Source organism: Stenotrophomonas riyadhensis, assembly GCF_040256885.1.
GTDB classification, from domain to species: domain Bacteria; phylum Pseudomonadota; class Gammaproteobacteria; order Xanthomonadales; family Xanthomonadaceae; genus Stenotrophomonas; species Stenotrophomonas riyadhensis.
In genome coordinates this window covers 776,895-799,873 of record NZ_CP155568.1, presented here as the reverse complement: position 1 = coordinate 799,873, position 22,979 = coordinate 776,895, and the positions used below count along the sequence as shown (strand labels likewise).

At 67.3% G+C, this 22,979-nt stretch carries 22 protein-coding genes and 1 tRNA gene; 8 read left to right on the top strand and 15 right to left on the bottom strand.

Translation table 11 applies throughout. From position 1 onward, the window contains the following. Positions 1-460 precede the first annotated feature (460 nt). From ychF to SriyCCGPB3_RS03625, 8 genes are all read right to left on the bottom strand, one after another. On the bottom strand, positions 461-1,552 hold the full coding sequence (gene ychF / locus SriyCCGPB3_RS03660; protein ID WP_049462700.1) for a redox-regulated ATPase YchF: 1,092 nt from the start codon (positions 1,550-1,552) through the stop codon (positions 461-463). 150 nt (positions 1,553-1,702) lie between these two features. Further along, positions 1,703-2,281 carry an aminoacyl-tRNA hydrolase gene (gene pth / locus SriyCCGPB3_RS03655; protein ID WP_153856348.1) on the bottom strand — a complete coding sequence of 193 codons (579 nt, stop codon included), beginning with the start codon at positions 2,279-2,281 and terminating at the stop codon, positions 1,703-1,705. A 48-nt stretch (positions 2,282-2,329) separates the two neighbouring features. Then, complete coding sequence (locus tag SriyCCGPB3_RS03650; protein WP_014036085.1) at positions 2,330-2,947, bottom strand: 50S ribosomal protein L25/general stress protein Ctc; 618 nt, start codon at positions 2,945-2,947, stop codon at positions 2,330-2,332. A 110-nt stretch (positions 2,948-3,057) separates the two neighbouring features. Next, positions 3,058-4,017, bottom strand: a complete 960-nt coding sequence (locus tag SriyCCGPB3_RS03645) for a ribose-phosphate diphosphokinase (RefSeq protein ID WP_005415400.1) — start codon at positions 4,015-4,017, stop codon at positions 3,058-3,060. A 139-nt stretch (positions 4,018-4,156) separates the two neighbouring features. Then, positions 4,157-4,233: transfer RNA gene (locus SriyCCGPB3_RS03640), tRNA-Gln, on the bottom strand. Between the two features lie 11 nt (positions 4,234-4,244). Further along, the gene (ispE, locus tag SriyCCGPB3_RS03635) at positions 4,245-5,114 is read right to left on the bottom strand and encodes a 4-(cytidine 5'-diphospho)-2-C-methyl-D-erythritol kinase (RefSeq protein WP_153856347.1); all 870 of its coding nucleotides are present in this window, start codon (positions 5,112-5,114) and stop codon (positions 4,245-4,247) included. Then, positions 5,111-5,770, bottom strand: a complete 660-nt coding sequence (gene lolB, locus SriyCCGPB3_RS03630) for a lipoprotein insertase outer membrane protein LolB (protein WP_153856346.1) — start codon at positions 5,768-5,770, stop codon at positions 5,111-5,113. The genes ispE and lolB overlap by 4 nt, the downstream gene beginning before the upstream one ends. Next, positions 5,767-7,452: a tetratricopeptide repeat protein gene (locus SriyCCGPB3_RS03625; protein ID WP_180847556.1), complete on the bottom strand. Its 1,686-nt coding sequence runs from the start codon at positions 7,450-7,452 to the stop codon at positions 5,767-5,769. The genes lolB and SriyCCGPB3_RS03625 overlap by 4 nt, the downstream gene beginning before the upstream one ends. A gap of 63 nt (positions 7,453-7,515) precedes the next feature. Here SriyCCGPB3_RS03625 and hemA point away from each other — a divergent pair, with 63 nt between their 5' ends. From hemA to ppk2, 4 genes are read left to right on the top strand one after another with little or no spacing between them, the layout of a single operon-like run. Beyond that, entirely contained in the window at positions 7,516-8,799 is a 1,284-nt protein-coding gene (hemA, locus tag SriyCCGPB3_RS03620; protein WP_110711128.1) for a glutamyl-tRNA reductase, read from the top strand. Further along, the gene (gene prfA, locus SriyCCGPB3_RS03615) at positions 8,777-9,859 is read left to right on the top strand and encodes a peptide chain release factor 1 (protein ID WP_010481754.1); all 1,083 of its coding nucleotides are present in this window, start codon (positions 8,777-8,779) and stop codon (positions 9,857-9,859) included. Before hemA ends, prfA begins: the two co-directional genes overlap by 23 nt. A gap of 5 nt (positions 9,860-9,864) precedes the next feature. After that, entirely contained in the window at positions 9,865-11,571 is a 1,707-nt protein-coding gene (locus SriyCCGPB3_RS03610) for a tetratricopeptide repeat protein (protein WP_153856344.1), read from the top strand. Positions 11,572-11,617: 46 nt separating this feature from the next. Beyond that, positions 11,618-12,400 (top strand): polyphosphate kinase 2, encoded by a 783-nt coding sequence (ppk2, locus tag SriyCCGPB3_RS03605; protein ID WP_005408184.1) that lies wholly within the window; start codon positions 11,618-11,620, stop codon positions 12,398-12,400. Between the two features lie 654 nt (positions 12,401-13,054). Here the strand turns inward: ppk2 and SriyCCGPB3_RS03600 are convergent. Further along, the gene (locus tag SriyCCGPB3_RS03600) at positions 13,055-13,627 is read right to left on the bottom strand and encodes a TlpA family protein disulfide reductase (protein ID WP_153856343.1); all 573 of its coding nucleotides are present in this window, start codon (positions 13,625-13,627) and stop codon (positions 13,055-13,057) included. Further along, the gene (locus SriyCCGPB3_RS03595; protein ID WP_110711122.1) at positions 13,624-14,898 is read right to left on the bottom strand and encodes a YihY family inner membrane protein; all 1,275 of its coding nucleotides are present in this window, start codon (positions 14,896-14,898) and stop codon (positions 13,624-13,626) included. The genes SriyCCGPB3_RS03600 and SriyCCGPB3_RS03595 overlap by 4 nt, the downstream gene beginning before the upstream one ends. A gap of 77 nt (positions 14,899-14,975) precedes the next feature. On the opposite strand from SriyCCGPB3_RS03595, the gene wrbA reads away from it, so the two are divergent. The 3 genes from wrbA (at position 14,976) to SriyCCGPB3_RS03580 (ending at position 16,466) form a co-directional block, all read left to right on the top strand. Next, positions 14,976-15,569 (top strand): NAD(P)H:quinone oxidoreductase, encoded by a 594-nt coding sequence (gene wrbA, locus SriyCCGPB3_RS03590; protein ID WP_110711120.1) that lies wholly within the window; start codon positions 14,976-14,978, stop codon positions 15,567-15,569. Beyond that, positions 15,566-15,901, top strand: coding sequence for a DUF2069 domain-containing protein (locus tag SriyCCGPB3_RS03585; protein WP_032130425.1), 336 nt, complete (start codon positions 15,566-15,568; stop codon positions 15,899-15,901). Before wrbA ends, SriyCCGPB3_RS03585 begins: the two co-directional genes overlap by 4 nt. Positions 15,902-15,980: 79 nt before the next feature. Beyond that, a complete protein-coding gene (locus SriyCCGPB3_RS03580; protein WP_010481766.1) occupies positions 15,981-16,466 on the top strand; it encodes an asparaginase domain-containing protein in 486 nt (161 codons plus the stop codon). 120 nt (positions 16,467-16,586) lie between these two features. Here the strand turns inward: SriyCCGPB3_RS03580 and SriyCCGPB3_RS03575 are convergent, their stop codons facing one another. From SriyCCGPB3_RS03575 to sufT, 3 genes are all read right to left on the bottom strand, one after another. Next, positions 16,587-18,329: a S8 family peptidase gene (locus tag SriyCCGPB3_RS03575; protein WP_153856341.1), complete on the bottom strand. Its 1,743-nt coding sequence runs from the start codon at positions 18,327-18,329 to the stop codon at positions 16,587-16,589. Positions 18,330-18,786: 457 nt separating this feature from the next. Next, positions 18,787-19,881 carry a branched-chain amino acid aminotransferase gene (locus tag SriyCCGPB3_RS03570; protein ID WP_110711115.1) on the bottom strand — a complete coding sequence of 365 codons (1,095 nt, stop codon included), beginning with the start codon at positions 19,879-19,881 and terminating at the stop codon, positions 18,787-18,789. A 59-nt stretch (positions 19,882-19,940) separates the two neighbouring features. Next, a complete protein-coding gene (gene sufT, locus SriyCCGPB3_RS03565) occupies positions 19,941-20,492 on the bottom strand; it encodes a putative Fe-S cluster assembly protein SufT (protein ID WP_005415385.1) in 552 nt (183 codons plus the stop codon). Positions 20,493-20,614: 122 nt separating this feature from the next. Between sufT and SriyCCGPB3_RS03560 the strand changes: the two genes are divergently transcribed. Beyond that, the gene (locus SriyCCGPB3_RS03560; RefSeq protein ID WP_153856340.1) at positions 20,615-21,034 is read left to right on the top strand and encodes a hypothetical protein; all 420 of its coding nucleotides are present in this window, start codon (positions 20,615-20,617) and stop codon (positions 21,032-21,034) included. 160 nt (positions 21,035-21,194) lie between these two features. Here SriyCCGPB3_RS03560 and SriyCCGPB3_RS03555 read toward each other — a convergent pair whose 3' ends face one another. Both SriyCCGPB3_RS03555 and SriyCCGPB3_RS03550 read right to left on the bottom strand, forming a co-directional pair. Continuing rightward, entirely contained in the window at positions 21,195-22,655 is a 1,461-nt protein-coding gene (locus tag SriyCCGPB3_RS03555) for an NAD(P)(+) transhydrogenase (Re/Si-specific) subunit beta (RefSeq protein ID WP_153856339.1), read from the bottom strand. Further along, positions 22,652-22,972: an NAD(P) transhydrogenase subunit alpha gene (locus SriyCCGPB3_RS03550; protein ID WP_005408173.1), complete on the bottom strand. Its 321-nt coding sequence runs from the start codon at positions 22,970-22,972 to the stop codon at positions 22,652-22,654. Before SriyCCGPB3_RS03550 ends, SriyCCGPB3_RS03555 begins: the two co-directional genes overlap by 4 nt. Between the last annotated feature and the right edge of the window lie 7 nt (positions 22,973-22,979).

Below are 22,979 nucleotides of genomic sequence, written 5' to 3'. Positions count from 1 at the left end.
GGCAAGGGAGTGCCGGGTTCTTTTTTCCACACGCGGCGTGGAAAGCGATGGGGGTTTGATGTGGACAAGTGCCTGCGAACCGCACGTGGCAAGCGTTTCAGGGCGTGGCTGTTTTTTGTCCATGCCCGTTAGAGGTTTTCCACACCCGTCGTGGAGAGTGGTTGGGATTTGATGTGGACAAGTGGGTGGGAGTGTTGCCACGCAGGCGTTTCGAAGCGTGGTGAAATTCTGTCCACGGTCCGACTGCACTGATCGGGGTCGGAGCCCTTTCCCGTGGAAAGGGATCCGACCCCACGGTTTTCCACATCCGGCGTGGAAAGTGATGGGAGTTTGCTGTGGACAAGTGCCGGCAAACGTCGCACCGCAAGCGTTTCGCAGCCTGGTGCTTTTTTGTCCATCACCAGAAACGCGAACGCCCCGCACAAGGCGGGGCGTCCGGGGTCGATCCGCTGCTGCTGGATCAGACGTTGAAGCGGAAGTGCAGGATGTCGCCTTCCTGCACCCGGTATTCCTTGCCTTCCAGGCGCAGGCGACCGGCTTCCTTGGCGCCGGCTTCGCCCTTGTACTTGATGAAGTCGTCATACGCGATGGTTTCAGCGCGGATGAAGCCCTTCTCGAAGTCGGTGTGGATGACCGCGGCGGCCTGCGGGGCGGTGGCGCCCTTGCGCACGGTCCACGCACGGACTTCCTTCACGCCGGCGGTGAAGTAGGTCTGCAGGCCGAGCAGGCTGTAGGCCGCGTTGATCACGCGGTTCAGGCCCGGCTCGCTCAGGCCCAGATCGGCCAGGAAGGTATCGCGGTCTTCGTCATCGAGCTGGGACAGCTCTTCTTCGATCGCGGCCGACACCGGCACCACCTGCGCGCCTTCGGCGGCAGCATGCGCACGCACGGCTTCCAGGTGCGGGTTGTTGTCGAAACCGTCTTCCAGCACGTTGGCGATGTACATCACCGGCTTCAGGGTCAGCAGGAACAGATCGCGCACCAGCGCCTTCTCTTCCTCGTCCAGGCCCACCGAACGGCCGGACTTGCCGTCGGACAGCGCCGCCTGCAGCTTGGCCAGCACCGGCTTGCGCGCCGCGGCGTCCTTGTCACCGCCCTTGGCCGCACGCTCGGCGCGGTTCAGCGCCTTCTCGACGCTGTCCAGGTCGGCCAGCGCCAGCTCGGTATCGATGGTTTCGATGTCCGAGATCGGGTCGACCTTGTTGTTGACGTGGATGACGTCGGCGTTCTCGAAGCAGCGCACCACGTGGGTGATCGCATCGACTTCACGGATGTGCGCCAGGAACTTGTTGCCCAGGCCTTCACCGCTGGCGGCACCGGCAACCAGGCCGGCAATGTCGACGAATTCGACCGCGGTCGGGATGACCTTCTGCGGGTTGATGATCGCTGCCAGCTCGTTCAGGCGCGGATCCGGCACCGGCACGATGCCGACGTTCGGTTCGATGGTGCAGAACGGGAAGTTCGCCGCGGCGATACCCGCCTTGGTCAGCGCATTGAACAGGGTCGACTTGCCGACGTTGGGCAGGCCGACGATGCCGCATTTGATACCCATGGGTGACAGCTCTCTGGGGTGAAAGTGATTGGTGAAACAGCGCGCGCGCTGCTTGGCCAATCCATCTCGGCGTTCAACATCTGCCAACCAAGGTTGGCAACTACCGGGCCGGTTGATGCCCGTTGCCGACCAGCGGTCGGTACCTACCGCTTATTTCGGGGTGTGCAGCCGCTTCATCGCTTCGCTGAAATCGCCCTGCACTGCCAGCGGCATCACATCAATGGCATCGTCGATGGCGCGAGAAATCAGTACTTCATCGTCCTTGGAAGGGCGTCCCAGCACCCAACCCACCACGCGGTCCTTGTGGCCAGGATGGCCGATGCCCACGCGCAGGCGATGGAACTTGCCGTGGCCGAGCAGGCGGATGGTGTCGCGCAGGCCGTTCTGGCCACCGTGGCCACCGTCGAACTTCAGCCGCGCCACGCCGGGCGCCAGGTCCAGTTCGTCGTGGGCCAGCAGGGTTTCTTCCGGCTCGATCTTCCAGAACCGCTGTGCGGCGGTGACCGACTTGCCGCTGAGGTTCATGAAGGTGGCGGGCTTGAGCAGCCACACCGTCTGCCCGGCGATCTCGACCTTGGCGGTCTCACCGAACAGCTTGCTGTCCACATTCCATCGCGCACCGGCTTTTTCCGCCAGGGCCTCAACGAAATGAAACCCGGCATTGTGCCGGGTCCGGACGTGTTCCGATCCGGGGTTGCCCAGACCGACGATCAGTCGCAGTCCTGCCATGGTTCCTTCCAATACGGTGCCTGCCCGGAGGCAGGCACCGTAGCGGTATTACTCGGCGGCAGCCGCTTCTTCGTCAGCCGCGTCGGCCTTGCCGGCCTTGGCGGTGACGATGGCGTCGTCGTGGTCCTTGCCCAGCGCCAGGGCCGGGATTTCCACGCCCTTCGGCAGCTTGATGTTGGACAGGTACACCACGTCACCGGCCTTCAGCTCGCCCAGGTCGACTTCGATCGACTCCGGCAGGTCCTTCGGCAGGCAGGTGATGGTCACTTCCTTCAGTTCGTGGGTGACCACGACGTCGGCAGCCTTGCCAGCCGGCGAGGTGTCTTCGTTGATGAAGTGCAGGGGGACCGAAGCGGTCAGGGCTTCGTTCTCGTTCACGCGCTGGAAGTCCAGGTGCATGATCAGCTGCTTGTACGGGTGGCGCTGCATGTCACGCAGCAGGACCTTCTGCACCTGGCCGTCCAGGTTCAGGTCCAGGATCGAGGCATAGAACCACTCGTTCTGCTGGGCCAGCCAGATTTCGTTGTGGTCCAGGCTGATGGCGACCGGCTCGGCGTTGCCGCCGTACACGATGGCCGGGATCACACCAGCGTGACGCAGGCGGCGGCTCGCACCCTTACGCTGCAGTTCACGCTTGGTGACCTTGATTTCATGGGTCTTCGACATTTTCGACTACTCAGGTTGTTGCCGCGCCTTGCGGCGTGGCGGTTGAAGATGCTTCCGCGACCAGAAGCACCCGGGGTATGTCCCCGCCGTTGCCGGCAGGGACGAAAAACTCAGTCGACGTACAGCGAGCTGACCGACTCGCCGAAGGCGATGCGGCGCATCGTTTCGGCCAGCATTTCCGCCACGCTCAGCTGGCGGATCTTGCTGCACACCCGCGCTGCGTCCTTCAGCGGGATGGTATCGGTCACCACCAGCTCGTCGAGCTGGGAATTGGTGATGTTGTCCACCGCCGGGCCCGACAGCACCGCGTGGGTGCAGTAGGCGGCGACCTTGAGCGCACCGCGCGCCTTCAGGGCAGCGGCAGCGGCGCACAGGGTGCCGGCGGTATCGACGATGTCGTCGACCATCACGCAGGTCTTGCCTTCGACGTCACCGATGATGTTCATCACGGTGGAGACGTTGGCGCGCGGGCGGCGCTTGTCGATGATCGCCAGATCGGCGTCATCCAGGCGCTTGGCGACCGCACGGGCGCGGACCACGCCGCCCACGTCCGGCGAGACGACGATCAGGTTCTCGGTGCCGTAGGCGCGCCAGATGTCGGCCAGCAGCAGCGGGGACGCATACACGTTGTCCACCGGAATATCGAAGAAGCCCTGGATCTGGTCGGCGTGCAGGTCGACGGTCAGCACGCGATCAGCGCCAGCGGTGCTGAACATCTTCGCCGCCAGCTTGGCGGTGATCGGCACGCGCGAGGAACGCATGCGGCGATCCTGGCGCGAGTAGCCGAAGTACGGCACCACGGCGGTCACGCTGGCCACCGATGCGCGCTTGAGCGCGTCGATCAGCACCAGCAGTTCCATCAGGTTTTCCGCGCTCGGCGCGCAGGTCGGCTGGATCACGAATACGTCCTGCTTGCGGACGTTCTCTTCGATTTCCACCTGCACTTCACCATCGGAGAAGTGCGAGACCAGCGCCTTGCCCGGGCGAACCCCCAGTTCCTTGCAGATGTTCTGCGCCAGACGTTTGTTGGCGTTGCCGGAAAAGACCAGCAGGTTCGGGGACTCTTGCATCATGATTGTCTCGGGCGGGGACGAGTGGCGGGGATCCGGAGTCGGCAAGGACCCGATGGACCCTTGCTGCTGACAACACCGCGGTTGTTTCCACGTCCCGCGCAGGTGATGCGCTGGAAGGCGCGGACACAGCCGCTATTGGCAGGGGCGGTAGGATTCGAACCTACGAATGCCAGGATCAAAACCTGGTGCCTTGGGCCTCTTGGCGACGCCCCTGCATTGATAAATCAGTGTTGCTCGAGTGCATCCAGCAGTGGCGAACGCGCAACGCCCGCTGCCACCCTTGCCCGCAACTCCTTCGGCAACTTCGACCGTCCCTGCTCTGCAGCAGCCTGCGATGCGAACTCGACGAAACAACCACTTCCCGAACCGGTCAGCCGCGCCGTGCCGATGTCGCTCAACGCAGCAAGCGCGGCCTCGACGGCAGGCTCACGGCGGCGCAGCACCGGTTCGAACGCGTTCCCGACCAGGGTCCCGGAAGCGAAGTCCTCTATTTTCGCCACTGGGCTGTCGCGCGTCAAATCCGGGTCTGCAAACAGGACCGGCGTGGGAACATGAACGCCCGGTTCAACCACCACATACCAGGCCGGGGCCAGCGTGATCGGCCGCAGTCGCTCGCCCACCCCTTCGGCCCAGGCATTGCGGCCACGCACGAACACCGGCACGTCAGCGCCCAGGCGCAGGCCCAGCGCGGCCAGCGCGTCTTCGTCCAGGCCCGCCTGCCAGAGTCGGTTCAGCACCACCAGCACGGTGGCTGCATCGGACGAACCGCCGCCGAAGCCACCACCGGCAGATACATGCTTTTCAACGATGATGTCCGCACCTTGCGCGACATTCGCCACTTCTTTGAGCAATCGCGCAGCGCGGACCGCCAGGTCATCTGCCTCGGCCACGCCAGCCAGCCCCTCGCCCTCACGGCGCACCTGGCCGTCTTCACGCAGGCGCAGGCCGATGCGGTCCCCCCAGTCCAGCAGGCGGAACACGGTCTGCAGCTCGTGGTAACCGTCGGCGCGGCGGCCGGTGATGTGCAGGAACAGGTTCAGCTTGGCCGGGGCCGGCCACCAGGACCAACCCGCGTCGTCGAACCCGGCACTCATGGCGTGCCCTGCCCCCACTGGTCCACCAGCAGGCGCACCTTGGCGTCGCCATTGCTGGCCTCGATCCGGCGCGGCACGGCCGGGCGCCCGGCCTCAGCCGGGTACCAGTCCAGGTACTGCACCTGCCATCCCATCTGCTGCATGCGGCGCGGCCGGCCTTCACCGTCGCGCTCGACCTTCTCCGGACCGGCGGCGTCGCCGGCCACCAGGCCACGGATCCACTCCGGCAGCTGGTTGACCGGGATGTCCCAGCCGGTCGCCTCCAACAGCAGCTGCTGGGCATCCTCGCCGTCACGCGGACCGCCGGCCAGCCCTTCCAGGCGGCCAGCTTCGGAATGGGTATCGCCGGTCAGCTTCCAGCTCTGCCGGGTCACCGGCGCGCTCAATTCGACCACGTAGCGGCGGCCGTCCTGCTTCCAGTCGATGCGGCCACTGCCGCCATCCTTGCCCTTGCTGACCGCGACCCGGCCCTGGAAAGCCCAGTCCGGCTGTGCCTGCAGCGCGGCCACCCGCGCGGCCTCGGCCTGCGCGGCTTCGGCGGACACGATCTCGACCACGGCCGGCGCCGGGGTCTTCTGCGTGCCGACGCTGGTGCAGGCGGTGACCGCCAGGGTCGCGGCCGCCAACAGCAGCGGCCGGATCAGGGAAACACTCATGGATTGAATTTCTCACGGGCGCGCAGCAGCGCGCGGTTTTCGGGGTCGAGCTTGGCCGCCTCTTCGAAGAAATGGCGGGCCTCATCGTGCTTGCCCAGCACCCACAGCACTTCGCCGACATGGGCGGCGATCTCCGGGTCCTTGGCCAGGGTCCAGGCACGACGCAGCTGCACCAGCGCCTCTTCCTTGCGGCCCAGGCGATACAGCACCCAGCCATAGCTGTCGACGATGGCGGCGTTGTCCGGCTCGGCCACGCGGGCGCGGTCGATCAGCTCCAGTGCTTCCTGCAGGCGGCCGGTGCGATCGGCCAGGGTGTAACCCAGCGCGTTCAAAGCCGGCACGTTCTCCGGATCGGTCACCAGGATCTTGCGCAGATCGGCCTCGGCGCGCGGGATGTCGTCGCGGCGCTCCCAGGTGAGCGCACGGGCGTACAGCAGGCCGTTGTCATCCGGGTAAGCGGCCAGCCCGCGGGCCAGCGCATCCAGTTCACCGGCACTGTCGTCGGCGCGCTGGCGCAGTTCGGCTTCCAGCAGGTAGGCGTCGCGGCGCACATCGTCGTCGACCACCGCATCGGACTGGATCGCGTGCACTTCATCCAGCGCCAGCGGCAGGCGCCCGGCCAGGGCCTGGGCATTGGCCGCGCGCAGGCGCGCCTCGCTCAGTTCATCGCCACCGGGCACGCTGTGATACCACTGCACCGCCTCGGGATAACGCTTCAGGTACTCGGCGATCTTGCCCAGCAGCAGGCGCTGCGCCGGATCCGGCTTGGCCGCCTGCCGCGACAGTTCGTTGTAGAGGTTGGACAGCGCGGCCTTGTCGCCCTGCTTGGCGAGCAGCGAGGCGCGCATGCCCCAGGTCTGCACGTCCTGCGGGCCGAACGCCAGCACGCGCTCGGCGGCGGCGGGCTGGCCGAGGCTGTCATAGGCGATGGCCACGGCATTGCGCAGTTCCGGATCCTGGCGGGTCTTCGGCTCCACGTCGTGCAGCAGCGACAATGCCTTGTCGGTCTCGCCCGCCTGCTGCAGCTGGCTGGCACGCAGCAGCGCCACGCGCGGTTCTTCGGGGAAGCGTTTGACCACTTCATCGATCATGCGCCGCGCCAGCTCAGGCTTGTCCATGCGCAGGGCCAGGCGACCGAACTCCTGCCAGGCCTCGATCTTCGGCGGAATGGCGTTGGCGTCGACCAGCTCGCCCAGCACCTGCGCCGGCACCGCCGGATCACGGCCACCGCCGATCAGCGCGGCAAGCGCGAACTTCCAGCCACGCTCGTCGGGGTCGGCCAGCAGGGCCTGCAGTTCGGTGCGGGCCGCCTTCACATCGCCCTGGCGCATGGCCAGCGCACCGGCCGCACTGCGCATGGTCAGCGAGCGTGGGGCGCGCTGCTGCCACAGGGCCAGGCCCTTGGCCGCGCTGGCGTCATCGTTGGCCAGCATGGAAATGCGGGTCGCGCGCTCGGCCAGGCCGGCGTCGCCGTCGGTCTGCTGGGCCGCCTGCAGGTACCAGCGCGCAGCCTCGGCCAGCTTGCCGGCCTGCAGGGCGAATTCACCGGCCATCACCGGTTCCAGCGCCAGTTCCTCAGTGGCCGCGGCCCGCACGGGGGCCTTGGCCGGCACCGCTGCCAGGGCCTGGCTGCAGGCCAGGGACAGCAGCAGAACACTGGGGATGCGAATCAATGCGGGCATCGTCGGCATCGGGGCCTTAAAATGTCGTCCAATGGCCAGCAGCTTATCGCAAGCAACTGAACAATGACCCTGTGGGTGCTCGGACTGAATCACCAGACCGCACCGGTGGAGCTGCGCGAACGCGCGGCCTTCGCCGGTGAGGCGTTGCCGCGCGCGCTCGGTTCGCTGCGCGATACCCCGCAGATCGCCGAGGCGGTGCTGCTGTCCACCTGCAACCGCACCGAACTGTACGCCGTGGCCGAATCGGCGCAGGCGCTGGACCAATGGCTGCGCAGCCAGGCCGGCGACCTGCAGGGCTACCTGTACCAGCATGCCGATGCCGAGGCCGTGCGCCACCTGTTCCGGGTCGCCACCGGGCTGGACTCGATGGTGCTGGGTGAACCGCAGATCCTCGGCCAGGTGAAGGATGCCTGGTCGACCGCGCGTGACCATGGCCTGCTCGGCCAGCGCCTGGACCGGTTGTTCCAGCAGACCTTCTCGGTGGCCAAGCGTGCACGCACCGATACCCAGGTCGGCGCCAACCCGGTGTCGGTAGCCTCGGCTGCGGTGCGCCTGGCGCAGAACGCGTTCGCGCGCCTGGACGATTCCACCGTGCTGCTGGTCGGTGCCGGCGAGACCATCGAGCTGGCTGCACGTCACCTGAGTGAAGGCAAGGTGCGCCGGCTGCTGATCGCCAACCGCACCCTCGCCCACGCCCAGGAGCTGGCCAGCCGCCACGGCGGCGTGGCGCTGCCGCTGACCGAACTGGACCGCCACCTGGGCGAGGCCGACGTAGTGTTCTCGGCCACCGCCGCGCGCGAACCGGTGATCCACCGCGAGATGGTGGCCAAGGCCCTGCGCGCGCGCCGGCACAAGCCGATGCTGCTGTTCGACCTGGCCGTGCCACGCGACATCGAGGCCGAGGTCGGCACGCTCAACGACGCCTTCCTCTACACCGTGGACGATCTCGAGCGCGCGGTGGAAGACAACCGCCGTGGTCGCCGCGAAGCGGCCGCCGAGGCCGAAGCGATCATCGACCTTCAGGTGTCGCGCTTCGTCGAGACCCAGCAGGCCAGTGCCCACCAGGCGCCGCTGCGACAGCTGCGCGCGTTCGGCGAAGCCACCCGCACCGAACTGCTGGAGCGCGCGCGACAGCAGCTGGCCAACGGCAAGCCGGCCGACGAAGTGCTGGAACTGCTGGCCCACGGCCTGACCAATCGACTCCTGCACCCGCCCACTGCTGCGCTGCGCGCGGCCGCGCTGAGTGGCGATGCTGACCTGACCCGCGCCGCCGAGCGCCTGTTCCCGGCCACGCCGGGTTACCGCCACCCACCCGTGAGACCCGATGACGCCGACCCTGCGCCGTAAGCTGGAAGCGCTGGCCGAGCGCCGCGAAGAACTGGAACGCCTGCTCGCCGAACCCGATGTGGTCGCCGACAACACCCGTTTCCGCGACCTTTCGCGCGAATTCGCCCAACTTGAACCGATCGCCATCGCCCTGGCCGATGAAGCCCGTGCCAAGGCCGATCTGGCCGCCGCCGAAGGCATGCGCGCCGACCCCGACCTGCGCGAGCTGGCCGATGAGGAAATCGCTGCTGCACAGGCGCGCCTGCAGGAACTGGAGCAGGAGCTGGCGCTGCTGCTGGTGCCACGCGACCCGCGTGACGAAGGCAACCTGTTCCTGGAAGTGCGCGCGGGTACCGGCGGCGACGAGGCCGCGATCTTTGCCGGCGACCTGTTCCGCATGTACGCCCGCTACGCCGAGCGCCAGGGCTGGAAGGTCGAGATCGAATCGGACAGCCCGGGCGAGCATGGCGGCTACAAGGAAGTGGTGGCGCGCGTGGTCGGGCGTGGCGCGTTCTCGCGCCTGAAGTTCGAATCGGGTACGCATCGCGTGCAGCGCGTGCCGGCCACCGAATCGCAGGGCCGCATCCATACCTCGGCAGCCACCGTGGCGATCATTCCCGAGGCCGATGAGGTCGATGACATCGTCATCAACCCGGCCGACCTGAAGGTGGATACGTTCCGCTCATCCGGCGCCGGTGGCCAGCACGTCAACAAGACCGAATCGGCGATCCGCATCACCCATGTGCCGACCGGCGTGGTGGTGGAGTGCCAGACCGAGCGCAGCCAGCACGCCAACCGCGACAAGGCGATGAAGCGCCTGAAAGCGCAGCTGCTCGATGCCGAGCGCCAGCGCCAGGACGCGGCGCAGGCCGAATCGCGGCGCCTGCAGGTGGGCAGTGGCGACCGCAGCCAGCGCATCCGCACCTACAACTTCCCGCAGGGCCGGATCACCGACCACCGCGTGGAAGGCCTGACCCTGTACGACCTGCCCAACGTGCTGGCCGGCGACCTCGACCCGCTGCTGCAGCGGCTCAGCCACGAGCACCAGGTCGACGCCCTGGCCCAGTTGTCGGCGGGCTGAGTCGCATGTCGGCCTGGCAGCAGCGGCAGCAACTGCAACAAGCGATCGCACGCCAGCCCGGCGATTTCGTCGCCTTGGTGATGCTGGCCGACCTGGAGCTGGAAGCCGGCGACATCGCCGCCGGCGAGCAGGCCGCGCGCCGTGCGCTGCAGCTGCGCCCGAACCACCCTGAAGCGCTGGCACGGTTGGGTCGCGTGGCCTGGATGGCCGGCGCGCATGCCGATGCGGCGAAGCTGCTCGACCAGGCCTCGGCCTTGGCCCCACAGCACCCGGGCATTGCGCTGTGGCTGGGCCATGCGCTGGAAGATGCCGATGATGCCGAAGGCGCAGCAGCGGCTTATCGCCGCGCACATGCGCTGATGCCGGGCGAGCCCTATATCGCCGCCCAGCGCCTGGCCTGGCAGCGTCGCCTGTGCGACTGGCAGGACGTGGACGCGCTGGCGGCACAGGTACGTGGTGCACTTGCCTCTGGGCAGGGCGTGGTCGAACCGTTCGCGTTCCTCAGCGAAGATGCCAGCGCAGCCGAGCAGTTGGCCTGCGCACGCGCCCGTGCATCCGCCGTTGCCGCTTCAGTGCGGCCGTTGCCGCCAGTGAAGGTGCGTTCCCAGGGCCCGCTGCGGATCGGCTTCCTTTCCAATGGTTTCGGCGCCCATCCCACCGGGCTGCTGACCGTGGCCCTGTTCGAGCAGCTGCGTCATGACCCGGCATTGCAGCTGCATCTGTTCGCGCTGAACCAGGATGACGGCAGCCGCATCCGCCAGCGCCTGCAGGTGGCCACGCAGCTGCATGATGTGGCCGCGCTGCGCCATGCAGACACTGCTGCACGCATCCGCGCACAGGGCATCGACCTGCTGTTCGACCTGCGCGGCTGGGGCGGCGGCGGTACGCCGGAAGTGCTGGCGATGCGCCCTGCCCCGCTGCAGCTGAACTGGCTGGCGTATCCCGGCACGTCCGGCGCCCCGTGGCTGGATGCAGTGATCGGCGACAGCTTCGTTCTGCCGCCATCACTGGAACCCCACTACAGCGAGCGCGTACTGCGCCTGCCATGTGCGTTCCAGCCCTCGGACAACACCCGCATGCTGGAGCCGGCACCGTCCCGCGCGGAGTGCGGGCTGCCCGAACAGGGCGTGGTGTTCTGCTGCTTCAACAACAGCTACAAGCTCAACCCGCGCAGCATGGGCCGCGCCTTCGCGGTGCTGCAGGCCGTGCCCGGCAGCGTGCTGTGGCTGCTGTCCGGCCCCGGCCAGGCCGACGCCCGCCTGCGCAGCGCCGCACAGGCCGCTGGCCTGGATCCGGCACGCCTGGTGTTCATGGCCAAGCTGCCACATCCGCAGTACCTGGCCCGCTATCCGCTGGCCGACCTGTTCCTCGACACGCATCCGTACAACGCACACACCACCGCCTCCGACGCGCTGTGGGCCGGCTGCCCGGTGCTGACCTGCCCCGGCGACACCTTCGCCGCGCGCGTGGCCGGCAGCCTCAACCACCATCTGGGGCTGGTACGGATGAATGTCGCCGACGATGCGGCATTCATCGCCACCGCCAGTACGCTGGGCAATGACCCGGCGGCGCTGGCCACGCTGCGCGCCGAAGTGGCCCAGGCACGCGACCACAGTGGGCTGTTCGACATGGCCGGCTTCGCCCGCGACCTGTCGGCGTTGCTGCAACGGCTGGCTGGCGAACAGGGCTGGAAGGGCGTCGACAACACCTGAGCGATCCCTGCGTTACGCTCGGGCTTCCTCCCCGCGTGGTGTGATGATGGCCAAGCTCAAGCGCAAGGACTACGACGAACTGCTGCTGCCGCTGCAGCTGGAACTGACCGCGATGGCGCGCTGGGTGCAGCACAGCGGGCAGCGCCTGCTGGTGCTGTTCGAAGGCCGTGATACCGCAGGCAAAGGCGGCGCGATCCAGGCCATCAGCCAGCACCTCAACCCGCGCCAGTGCCGGGTGGTGGCGCTGCCCAAGCCGACCGACCGCGAAGCCACGCAGTGGTACTTCCAACGCTATGCCTCGCATCTTCCCGCTGCCGGCGAGATCGTGCTGATGGACCGCAGCTGGTACAACCGCGCCGGCGTCGAGCGGGTGATGGGCTACTGCAGCGAGACCGAGTACCAGCAGTTCCTGCGCCAGGCACCGGTGTTCGAACAGCTGCTGGTCGACGACGGCATCCTGCTGTTCAAGTACTGGCTGTGCGTGGACCAGGAGCAGCAGGAGAAGCGCTTCGCCGAGCGCCATCTCGATCCGCTGAAGGGCTGGAAGCTCTCCCCGGTGGACCTGAAATCCCGCAGCAAGTACAGCGCCTACACCGAGGCCCGCGAGGCGATGCTGCGCGCGACGCATCGCGAGGCGGCACCGTGGACGCTGGTGGATTTCAACGACCAGCGGTTGGGTCGGCTGACGCTGGTGCGCAACCTGCTGGACCGGTTGCCGGACACGCGGGTGGATGCACCGCTGCCGGAGCTGCCGAAGCTGAAGGGCAAGCTGCATCGCGAGCACTACGATGTGCTGAAGCCGATCGAGGACTTCCCGGTCGAGGATTAGGGTGGGTCGGCAGGGCCTGCGGCCCTGCACCTGCAGAGGCAACGACAACAGCCGGCTCTGGGAGTTTTGCTTGTTGGCTGGGGTGGTGTGGGTTGGCAGGACACGCCGTAAACCCATCCATGGGGGCTCGATGGCGCCATCCATGGCGCCAACGGTCCTGCCAACCCACACCGCCCCATCCCCGACGGATTTCCGGTGACGGAGGTAGATCCACGCCATGCGTGGATGAATCTCCATTGAAATCGATTATTTCGACAATTGAACGAAGAGCATCCACGCATGGCGTGGATCTACGTGTCGACCAAGGTCGACACCCACCAAGAGCAGGCCATGCATTCCGACAGATCGCGGAGAACTGTCGAAGGCAGGGTGGGTCCGGTGGCGGGGGCGTGAGCCGCATGGATGCGGCGACCGAGCTTACATGGGTGAGGGCGCTTTGCTTGCGAAGCACTGCTTCGCAAGCGCCCGAACGCACAGCCGCCTGCGGCTGGGCCGGGCCCCGGAGGGGGACTTGCAGCGGCCCCCGCAACCGGCCCCACCCCGCCTACCCACAGGAAACCCCGCTTGGGCTGTTGCTTTTGCTGTTGCTGGGGTTGCCGGCCAGCGGCCGGCACTACCGCGGGTGCAGGGCCGCAGGCCCTGCCGACCAACCCACTACTTGGCCGCAGCGATCTGCTTTTCGATGTCGGCGGCGGTCACCGGGCCGAGGAAGGTGTGGGCCAGCTTGCCCTGCGGATCCAGCAGATGCGTCAACGGCAGGCCTCGCGGCGTGGCGAAGTCCGCCGGCGGATCGAACGGGTCCACGATCACGATCGGATAGGTCACCGGGTGCTTGGTCAGGAACGACTGCATCTCCGGCACCTCGATGTCTTCATAGGCCAGGCCGACCACTTCGATGTTGCTGCGCATCGCATGCAGCGCCGACAGCTCCGGCATCTCCTTGCGGCACGGTGCGCACCAGGTCGCCCAGAAATTCACGATCACCCACTTGCCGCGGTGCGCGGCCAGGTCGTAGTCGCTGCCATCCACTGCTTTCATCTTCAGTGTCGGGAACTCAGCGGTGGTGCGCTCGGCCGGGGTTTCCTCGACCGGCGCCGGAGCGGTCGGCGTCGGTGCCTGTACCGGCGGCTGACTGCTGGCCGGGGTCGGCTCCTGCGCCGGCTTGCAGGCCGACAGCGCCAGCAGCAGGGCCAGCGGAAGCAGCAGCAACGGGGTCTTGCGGGTCATGGCATGTCTCCGGAATCGGTGTAGATATCGCTGACCTTGCGCTTCAGGCGTTCACGCAGGGGCAGTCGCAGATCGTCCAGCGCCGCCAGTGCGGCGCGGCCCAGGCTGTCGTCGCGGTACGGCAGGTGCTGTTCGGCCACCGGAATGCGCAGTTGGGTGCATTCGTACAGATCAGCCAGGCTGACCTGGTCCAGGTCGCGCGACAGCAGCCACTCTCCGCGCTCGTCACGGCGCAGCAGGCCAATCTCCTGCAGGTTGCAGGTCAGGTCATGCAGCAGGGAGTCAGTCAGCATCGGCTCCAGCCGCAGGATTTCATCATCGGCCAGGCCTCTGCCCTTGGCACGTGCATGGTGGAAGCGACCGAGCAGTCGTAGCAGGCCGTAGAACTCGTAGCCCTGCGGCAGGCGCAGTTCCACCGGCTGGTAGCGGAAGGCGGCCATCGACGAGGACAGCGACGCGCCCAGCAGCACCGCTACCCAGCACAGGTAGATCCACAGCAGCAGGATCGGCACGAAAGCCACCGTGCCATAGAGCTTCTGGTAGGACTGGAAGCTGCCCAGATAGGCGCCGATGCCCCACTTCACCAGCTCCAGGATCACCGCGGCCAGGATCGCGCCGGGCACTGCGTGCCGCCATTTCACCGTGTGATGCGGCACCACCCGGAACATCAGCGTGATGCAGACGAACTCGATCAGGATCGGCGTCACCCGCAGCGCAAGCTCGGCCAGCCAGCGGCCCTCCTGGGTGCCGAACAGCGGCATCGCGAACACCCGCGCCGACACCGCCAGTGAGGCGGCGGCGAGCATCGCTCCCAGTGTCAGCACGGTCCAGTAGACCAGGAAGCGGGTCAGCTTGGGCCGGGTCGAGCCGACCCGCCAGATCTGGTTGAAGGTCTCTTCAACGCTGTTGAGGGTGATCAGCAACGAGACCACCAGTGCAATGAAGCCGGCCGCGGTGAGCTGGCCGGCACTGGCCGAGAACTGCCGCAGGTAGCCTTCGGCCGCGCGCGCCGCATTGGGCACGAAGTTGGAGAAGACGTAATCGCTGAGCTGGTCGCTCCAGCGGTCGAAGACGGGGAAGGCCGAGAGCACGCCGAACACCACGATCGCCAGCGGCACCAGCGCGAACACGGTGGTGTAGGCCAGCGCCGCCGCCGCCTGGAACAGGCGGTCGTCGAGGAAGCGATGCCACAGGAAGCGGCCGAAACTGATGGCCCGTGCGCGATCCCGCGCGCGCTCCATCCACAGGTTGAGCGTATCCAAAGGTTCCATCGGTGGAAGGGTACCCGATGCGGAATGCTGGCAGGATAGCCATACTGGCGACCACACGACGAGGAGAAGCGGGCACGATGGGCGAGATTCTGGTGCTGTACTACAGCCGGGGCGGTTCGGTGGCACGGCTGGCGCGCCAGATCGCGCGGGGCATCGGCGAAGTGCCGGGCATGAGCGCGCGCCTGCGCACGGTGCCGCCGGTGGCCGCCGTGACCCAGACCGCACACCCCCCGGTCCCCGACGATGGCGCCCCCTACGTGAGCGTGCAGGACCTGGTGGAATGCCAGGGCCTGCTGCTTGGCAGCCCCACCCGCTTCGGCAACATGGCCGCGCCGGTCAAGCATTTCCTGGACGGGCTCGGCGCCGAATGGGTCAACGGCACCCTGTCCGGCAAACCGGCTGGCGTGTTCACCTCCACCGCCTCGATGCATGGCGGCCAGGAATCGACCCTGCTGTCGATGCAGGTGCCGCTGCTGCACCACGGCTGCGTGATCGTCGGCATCCCGTTCACCGAACCGGCGCTGAGCCACACCACCAGTGGCGGCACGCCGTATGGCGCCAGCCATGTGGCCGGCGCCGCCGACGACCCGCAGCCGACCGACGACGAGGCCGTGCTGGCCCGTGCACTGGGCCGCCGGGTGGCCGACATCGCACAGCGGTTGGCCCGATGAGCGCCGCGCCGCGCACTGTCCTGCTGCTGGCCCTGATGGGGCTGGCCGCGCTGTTCGCCGGTTGGTTCATCAATGACAAGCACTGGCTGGCCACCCAGCTGGTGTTCACCGCGCCGCCGCTGGCGTTGGCCGTTGCCCTGCGACTGGGCTGGCGCAAGGCCGGTTTCTGGGCCTCGGTGCTGGCCCTGGGCTGGTTCAGCCACGGGGTGATGAGTGCCTGGAGCCACCCGGAAACACGCTGGCTGGCGCTGATCGAGATCGCGCTGGCCCTGCTGGTGATCTTCAGCGCCAGCCTCCCCGGGCTGCGCGCCCGCTTCGGCAAGCGACGCTGACGCTGCGGCCGCCGGGCCGTATCATCTGTGTTCCTGGCCCCGCGCCGCTGTACCTGTCCTGGTTTCGCGCATGCACATGATGGAAGAGCTCCTGGTCGTCACCACCGGTGGCACGATCGACAAGATCTACTTCGACGACAAGTCGGACTACCAGATCGGCGACCCCCAGATCGGCATGATCCTGCGCGAGCTGGGCGTGACGTTCCGCTTCAACGTGATTCCGATCCTGCGCAAGGATTCGCTGCACATCAACGATGAGGACCGCGAACTGATCCGCGCCACCATCGCCGCACAGCCGACCCGCCACGTGCTGGTGACCCACGGCACCGATTCGATGGTGCAGACCGGCAAGGTGCTGGCGACGATCCCGGACAAGACCATCGTGATGACCGGCGCGCTGAGCCCGGCGCGTTTCCGCGGCTCGGATGCGGAGTTCAACATCGGCTGCGCGATCGGTGCGGTGCAGTCGCTGCCGAGCGGCGTGTACATCGCGATGAACGGGCGGATTTTCGACCCGCAGCACGTGCGCAAGAACGTGGCCGCGAACCGCTTCGAATCGGTCTGAGGAACAGCGTGCCGACCAAGGTCGGCACCTACCACGACGCGGCGGCTCGCATCACCGCGCGTCCCCATGCAAAAACGCCCCGGCCGGAGCCGGGGCGTGCCCATGGAGAGGGGCTTGGGCTCAGTACTGGGCGTTGAGGGTCAGGCCCGAGAAGGTGCTGTAGGCCTTCACCCGCACATACCACGTGCCGGCAGCCGGACTGTTGATGGTGCAGGTCTCGCTGTTGCCGCTCAGGTACGGGCGGCAGGTGTAGGCGGTATCGGTCGGGGCACTGCCCTGGCGCACGTACAGGTCGGCATCACCGCTGCCGCCACTGATCGCCACGCGCAGCTGGGTGCTGCCGGCCGGAACCGCAACGGTGTAGTTCAGCTCGGCACCGGTCGCGGCGCCGAGGCCGGTCACCGGCACGTTGTTCTGCAGCACGTTGCCACCCGGGTTCGGATTGCCCCCCCCGTTGATCGCTGCAGCCACTGCGGCGTTGGCGTCGATGATGCCGGCGCCGCAGCCACCCGAGCAGGCACCCGGCAGCGGCCGTGCGGTGCTCTTGATGATGCTTTCAACCTGCGCCGGGCTCAGCGGGCTCGGGGCGACCGCCTGCATCAGCGCGACCACGCCGGCGACGTGCGGCGCCGCCATCGAGGTGCCGTTGTACGAAGCGTAGCTGGCACTGCCCGGGGTGGTGGTGCCGGTGTTGAGGGTGGACAGGATGCCCTGGCCCGGTGCCGAGATGTCGATACCGGCGCCGTAGTTGGAGAAGCTGGCGCGCGCACCGGCCGAGGTGGTTGCCGCCACTGCGATCACGTTCGGGCAGTTGGCCGGTACCGACGAGGACACGTTGGTGTTGCTGTTGCCAGCGGCGACCACCACGGTGGTACCACGGCCGACAGCGCCGTTGATCGCATTCTGGTAGGTCGTCGAGCAGCTGCCGCCACCACCCAGCGAAAGGTTGATGACCTCGGCCGGATTGGCATTGGCCGGCACGCCGCTGACGGTGCCACCGGACGCCCACACGATCGCGTCGGCAATGTCGGAGGTGTAACCGCCACACTTGCCGAGCACGCGCACCGGCACGACCTTGGCGTTGAATGCGGTACCGGCGACGCCGTTGGCGTTGTTGGTCACCGCCGCCACCGTGCCGGCGACGTGGGTGCCATGCCAGCTGGAATTGGAACCCGGATAACCGGGCTGGCACTCGTTGTCGCCGTACCAGTCGCCTTCATCGTTCGGATTGTTGTCGCGGCCACCGCCATCGCGCGCCATCGCGGCGTCGCTGATGAAGTCGTAGCCCGGCAGGATGTTGGCGTTGAGGTCGGGATGGTTGGTGATGCCGGTATCGATCACGGCCACCACCACGCCGGTGCCGGTGGACTTGTCCCAGGCCGGCCGGATGTTGATGCCGGCATTGGAGGTGCCGAAGCCCCATTGCTCGCTGAAGCGGGTGTCGTTCGGGGTCAGCGTGGCACGCATGATCTGGTCGACTTCAACGTATTCCACGTTCGGGTCGGCGGCCAGCTTGCGCATCAGCTGCTCGGATTCGGCCTGGTCGAGCGGACGATCGGTCTTGACCAGGGTCGGGCCGACGGCCAGCTTGCGGACCTGCTGCAGGCCCAGCGCGCGGCCCTGGCTGCTGGCCAGGCCGGCGGCGGCGCTCTTCAGCGAAGAGGCCAGTGCGGTGGTGTTGGCCACCGGCGCGCTGCCGTCGCGGTACTTCACGATGAAACGCTGGTGGGTCTGTGCGGACTGCAGGCCGCTGAGCTGGACATCACCGGCCAGCGCAGGCGTGGCCAGCAGCAGCGATGACAGAACGGACGCACCAAGGACCACCCACACTCGACGCACACGCGGTTGCGTTACCTGGGACATCGTATTTCCCTTTCTTGTGGTGTGAATGCCGGAATCGGCAGAAGCACCGGCCCGAACCCTGGGCTGGCTTGCGTTGGCGAGGTTCGAAGTCCGGCGAGCCAGCGGATCCCCCTAACGATCCGCCGTGCAGATGACGCTAATGACCAAAACCGGACACCACAAGATTTTCAGCGTCTTTTCAGCAAGATGAAATGTTCGTTCTGAGACTTTTCGGGTCGAGGGTTTGTGAAGGTGAAGGAACTTTCTCCTGCCCTGCACGCACCTGACTGGGTCATCACGTGTCCTGCGATGACTTTGCCGACATCGGCGTCCGCTGATCCGGGGTCAGATCCCTTTTCCGTGGGAAAAGGGATCTGACCCCAACCGTCTGACCAGAACGCAGAAAGCCCGTCACTGGGACGGGCTTTCCGGAAGAGCAGCCGAGCGCGGGCTCGGCTCTACAATCAGGCGCGGGCGATCAGCCCAGCTTGACCAGCCAGTTGTGGCGGTCCGGCAGGCGGCCGTACTGGATGTCGGTCAGTTCCTTGCGCAGCGACATGGTCACTTCGCCGGCCGGCGCGTTGATGTCGCCCACCGAGAAACCCTCGCCCTTCAGCTGGCCGATCGGGGTGACCACTGCAGCGGTGCCGCAGGCGAACACTTCGGTGATCTCGCCGGAGGCCACGCCCTGCTTCCACTCATCGATGCTGACCTTGCGCTCTTCGACCTTCATGCCGCGGTCGCGGGCCAGCTGCAGGATGCTCTCGCGGGTGATGCCTTCGAGGATGCTGCCCGACAGCTGCGGGGTAACCAGCGTGCCGTCCTTGTAGACCAGGAACACGTTCATGCCACCCAGTTCTTCCAGGTACTTGCCCTCGACCGGGTCGAGGAACAGCACCTGCGAGCAGCCCTGCGCCTGCGCCTTCTGCTGCGGCAGCAGCGACGCGGCGTAGTTGCCACCGCACTTGGCAGCGCCGGTGCCGCCCTTGGCCGCACGTGCGTACTCGGTCGACAGCCAGATCGACACCGGGGCGACGCCCTTGGCGAAGTACGGGCCGGCCGGGCTGGCGATGACGTAGTAGCCGGCCTTGTGCGCGCCACGCACGCCGAGGAAGGCTTCGTCGCCAATCATGAACGGACGGAAGTACAGGCTCGACTCATCGGCCGACGGCACCCAGGCGCTGTCGACGGCGATCAGCTGCTTCAGCGATTCGACGAAGATCTCCACCGGCAGTTCCGGCAGCGCCAGGCGCTGCGCCGAACGCTGCAGGCGACGGCCGTTGGCATCCGGGCGGAAGGTCCAGATCGAACCGTCGGCATGGCGGTAGGCCTTGATGCCCTCGAAGATTTCCTGGCCGTAGTGCAGCACGGCCGCGGCCGGGTCCAGCTGCAGCGGACCGTAGGCGCGCACGTTGGCGTTGTGCCAGCCGGTGTCCTTGTCCCAGCGCACTTCCACCATGTGGTCGGTGAAGTGCAGGCCGAAACCCGGCTTCTCCAGGATCTGGGCGCGCTCTTCAGCGCTGCGCGGGTGGTCCGAACGGGTGACGGCGAAGCTGGGAATGGACTGGGACACCGGAGATTTCCTGTTCTGGTTGCGGGTAGTGCCCGGCCCGCGTCACTGCGGGCCGTGGGTCAAAGCATGCCGGTCTCGAGCCGGGCCGCCTCGGACATCATGTGCTGGTTCCACGGCGGGTCGAACACCAGGTCGACGTCGGCCTCGGCCACCGTCGGGATCATTTCAAGCTTGCTGCGCACATCGTCGACCAGGATCTCGCCCATGCCGCAGCCCGGCGCGGTCAGGGTCATCTTCACGTCGATCTCGCGCTTGCCTTCGTCCAGGTGCTTGATCTCGACCTCGTAGACCAGGCCCAGTTCGACGATGTTCACCGGAATTTCCGGATCGAAGCAGGTCCGCAGTTGCTGCCACACCAGCTGCTCCACCTGTTCATCGGTGGCGTCGGCCGGCAGCTCGAGCGGTGCCGGTGCCTCCTTGCCGATGGCGTCGCCGTCCTTGCCGGCGATGCGGAACAGGTTGCCCTCGACGAACACCGAATAACTGCCACCCAGCGCCTGGGTGATGTACCCATAGCTGCCGGCGGGCAGGGTCACGGTGTCGCCCTGCGGGACCATCACGGCCTCGCAATCGCGTTCGAAGTGGACAGGTTCGCTGCTACGGGAATACATGGGGACCGATATGGGGCCGTGGCCAAGGCCACGCAAGACAGCATTCTAGCCCAGCCGCCCTGCCGCCGCCGGTGCACTGCGGCAAACCACAGTATCCTGTGGGTGATCTTCAGGGAGCTTCGATGTCCTCCAATGCCGCGCGTGCCAGGACCGTGACCTGGCTCTGGCCCATCATGCTGTTGCTGGGTCTGCTTGTTGCTCCCCTCGCCTGGATGATGCTGGCGCTGATGACCGGCCGGCAGGTCGGCTGGATGGCGGTACTGACCGCCCTGGAACTGGTGTTCATGCTGCGCATGGGCACGCTGGGCCCGGGCCTGCTGCGCATCGCCCTGGTCGTGCTGGGCACCGTGCTGGTGGCCGCCGTGGCCAACTGGACCATCGCCAGCGCCTGGATGGGCGGCTCGATCGGGCTGGACCTGTGGGACGCCACGATGCGGATGGGCCCGCACCTGGCCTGGACCCTGATCAGCCTCGCCAACGGCGCGATGGAATGGCTGTGGCTGGCCCTTGGCCTGGCCGTGGGCGCCTGGCTGGCGCGCTGAGCCCACCGGCAGGTAGTGCCGGCCGCGGGCCGGCAGAGGCGTGCGGATCAAGGTCCGCACCTGCCAGTGCAGCTACCATGCGTGGATGGGGGTAGTGCCGGCCGTTGGCCGGCAAAGGGGTCAGAGCCCTTTCCTGCGGAAAGGGATCCGACCCCGGGCCTCAATGCCCGCCGTCGAGCGCCTTCAGTTCGCTCACCAGCGATGCCGCCGCTTCGGCGCCATCGCCGTACAGCATGCGGGTGTTGTCGGCGTAGAACAGCGCATTCTCGATGCCCGCAAAGCCTGTGCCCTTGCCGCGCTTGATCACCACCACGTTGCGCGCGTTGACCACGTCCAGCACCGGCATGCCGTAGATCGGGCTGGCCGGGTCGGTGCGTGCCACCGGATTGACCACGTCGTTGGCCCCGATCACCAGCACCACATCGGTGTTGGCGAATTCCGGATTGATGTCGTCCATGTCGGCGATCAGGTCGTAAGGCACGCCAGCCTCGGCCAGCAGCACGTTCATGTGCCCGGGCATGCGCCCGGCCACCGGGTGAATGGCGAACTTCACCTTCACCCCGCGCTGGCCCAGCCGCTGCGCCAGCTCCCAGATCTTGTGCTGGGCCTGCGCCACCGCCATGCCATAGCCGGGCACGATCACCACGCGTTCGGCGTAGGCCATCATCGCGGCAACGTCGGAGGCTTCGATCGGCTTCTGCGCGCCAGTGATCGCCTGTGCCTCGCCGCCGGCGCCGCCGCCGAAGTTGGAGAACAGCACGTTGCGGATCGGCCGGTTCATCGCCTTGGCCATCAACCGGGTCAGCAGGATGCCCGCCGCGCCGACCATCATACCGGCGATGATCAGCGCCTCGTTGCCCAGCACGTAACCTTCGAACGACACCGCCAGGCCGGTGAACGCGTTGTACAGCGAGATCACCACCGGCATGTCGGCGCCACCGATCGGCAGCGTCATCAGCACGCCCAGTGCCAGCGCCAGCACGAAGAAGGCGACGATCGCCCAGGTGCTGAGCGTGCTGGCCGCGATGATCGCCAGCACCACCACCGCCAGTGCCACCACCAGGTTCATCACCTGCTGGCCGGGCCAGGTCACGCGCTTGTCCAGGCGGCCATCGAGCTTGGCCCAGGCGATCACCGAGCCGGACAGCGACACCGCACCGATCGCCGCGCCGACCACCGCCAGCAGCAGCACCGTGCCCGACGGCTGGCGCGCAGCCAGGTCGGCCAGCGCCTGTGCGCTCCAGTGGCTGGTATCACGGTTGGCGAGGAAGGCGTAGCGCAGCAGTTCCACCGCGCCGATCGCCGCCGCCGAGCCGCCGCCCATGCCGTTGTACAGCGCCACCATCTGCGGCATGTCGGTGATGGCGACCTTGCCCGCCGACCACCAGGCCAGGCCCGCGCCCAGCAGCAGTGCCACCAGGATCAGCGGCACGTTGTGCAGTTCGGGCAGGAAGAAGGTCGCCGCCGTGGCCAGCAGCATGCCCAGCCCGGCCCAGCGGATGCCACTGCGCGCGGTCAGCGGCGAGGCCATGCGCTGCAGGCCCAGCAGGAACAGCGTGGCGGCGACGAGGTAGCTGGCCTTGACCAGCCAATCGAGCAGTTCAACGGTGCTGATGTTCAAGCCTGCGGCTCCTTCGGCTCGTCCTTGCCACCCTTGGGCGCGCTCGGCTTGAACATTTCCAGCATGCGCGCGGTGACCACGTAGCCACCGGCGGCGTTGCCGGCACCGAGCACCACGGCGAGGAAGCCCAGGGCTTTCTCCAGCGGTGTCTGCGCGTGCCCCAGCACCACCATCGCGCCGATCAGCACGATGCCGTGGATGAAGTTGGAGCCCGACATCAGCGGGGTATGCAGGATCACCGGCACCCGCGAAATGATCACGTGGCCGGCGATGGCCGCCAGCATGAAGATGTACAGCGCCACGAACCCGTCACTCACTGGCAAC

Excerpts from the sequence above, each read along its gene's own strand:
- prfA (WP_010481754.1), top strand. The coding sequence starts at position 8,777 with ATGACGCCGACCCTGCGCCGTAAGCTGGAAGCGCTGGCCGAGCGCCGC.
- SriyCCGPB3_RS03645 (WP_005415400.1), bottom strand. The coding sequence starts at position 4,017 with ATGCAAGAGTCCCCGAACCTGCTGGTCTTTTCCGGCAACGCCAACAAA.
- SriyCCGPB3_RS03625 (WP_180847556.1), bottom strand. The coding sequence starts at position 7,452 with ATGCCCGCATTGATTCGCATCCCCAGTGTTCTGCTGCTGTCCCTGGCC.
- hemA (WP_110711128.1), top strand. The coding sequence starts at position 7,516 with ATGACCCTGTGGGTGCTCGGACTGAATCACCAGACCGCACCGGTGGAG.
- wrbA (WP_110711120.1), top strand. The coding sequence starts at position 14,976 with ATGGGCGAGATTCTGGTGCTGTACTACAGCCGGGGCGGTTCGGTGGCA.
- SriyCCGPB3_RS03580 (WP_010481766.1), top strand. The coding sequence starts at position 15,981 with ATGGAAGAGCTCCTGGTCGTCACCACCGGTGGCACGATCGACAAGATC.
- ppk2 (WP_005408184.1), top strand. The coding sequence starts at position 11,618 with ATGGCCAAGCTCAAGCGCAAGGACTACGACGAACTGCTGCTGCCGCTG.
- SriyCCGPB3_RS03610 (WP_153856344.1), top strand. The coding sequence starts at position 9,865 with ATGTCGGCCTGGCAGCAGCGGCAGCAACTGCAACAAGCGATCGCACGC.
- pth (WP_153856348.1), bottom strand. The coding sequence starts at position 2,281 with ATGGCAGGACTGCGACTGATCGTCGGTCTGGGCAACCCCGGATCGGAA.
- ispE (WP_153856347.1), bottom strand. The coding sequence starts at position 5,114 with ATGAGTGCCGGGTTCGACGACGCGGGTTGGTCCTGGTGGCCGGCCCCG.
- SriyCCGPB3_RS03560 (WP_153856340.1), top strand. The coding sequence starts at position 20,615 with ATGTCCTCCAATGCCGCGCGTGCCAGGACCGTGACCTGGCTCTGGCCC.
- sufT (WP_005415385.1), bottom strand. The coding sequence starts at position 20,492 with ATGTATTCCCGTAGCAGCGAACCTGTCCACTTCGAACGCGATTGCGAG.
- lolB (WP_153856346.1), bottom strand. The coding sequence starts at position 5,770 with ATGAGTGTTTCCCTGATCCGGCCGCTGCTGTTGGCGGCCGCGACCCTG.
- SriyCCGPB3_RS03585 (WP_032130425.1), top strand. The coding sequence starts at position 15,566 with ATGAGCGCCGCGCCGCGCACTGTCCTGCTGCTGGCCCTGATGGGGCTG.
- SriyCCGPB3_RS03650 (WP_014036085.1), bottom strand. The coding sequence starts at position 2,947 with ATGTCGAAGACCCATGAAATCAAGGTCACCAAGCGTGAACTGCAGCGT.
- SriyCCGPB3_RS03595 (WP_110711122.1), bottom strand. The coding sequence starts at position 14,898 with ATGGAACCTTTGGATACGCTCAACCTGTGGATGGAGCGCGCGCGGGAT.
- SriyCCGPB3_RS03575 (WP_153856341.1), bottom strand. The coding sequence starts at position 18,329 with ATGTCCCAGGTAACGCAACCGCGTGTGCGTCGAGTGTGGGTGGTCCTT.
- ychF (WP_049462700.1), bottom strand. The coding sequence starts at position 1,552 with ATGGGTATCAAATGCGGCATCGTCGGCCTGCCCAACGTCGGCAAGTCG.
- SriyCCGPB3_RS03600 (WP_153856343.1), bottom strand. The coding sequence starts at position 13,627 with ATGACCCGCAAGACCCCGTTGCTGCTGCTTCCGCTGGCCCTGCTGCTG.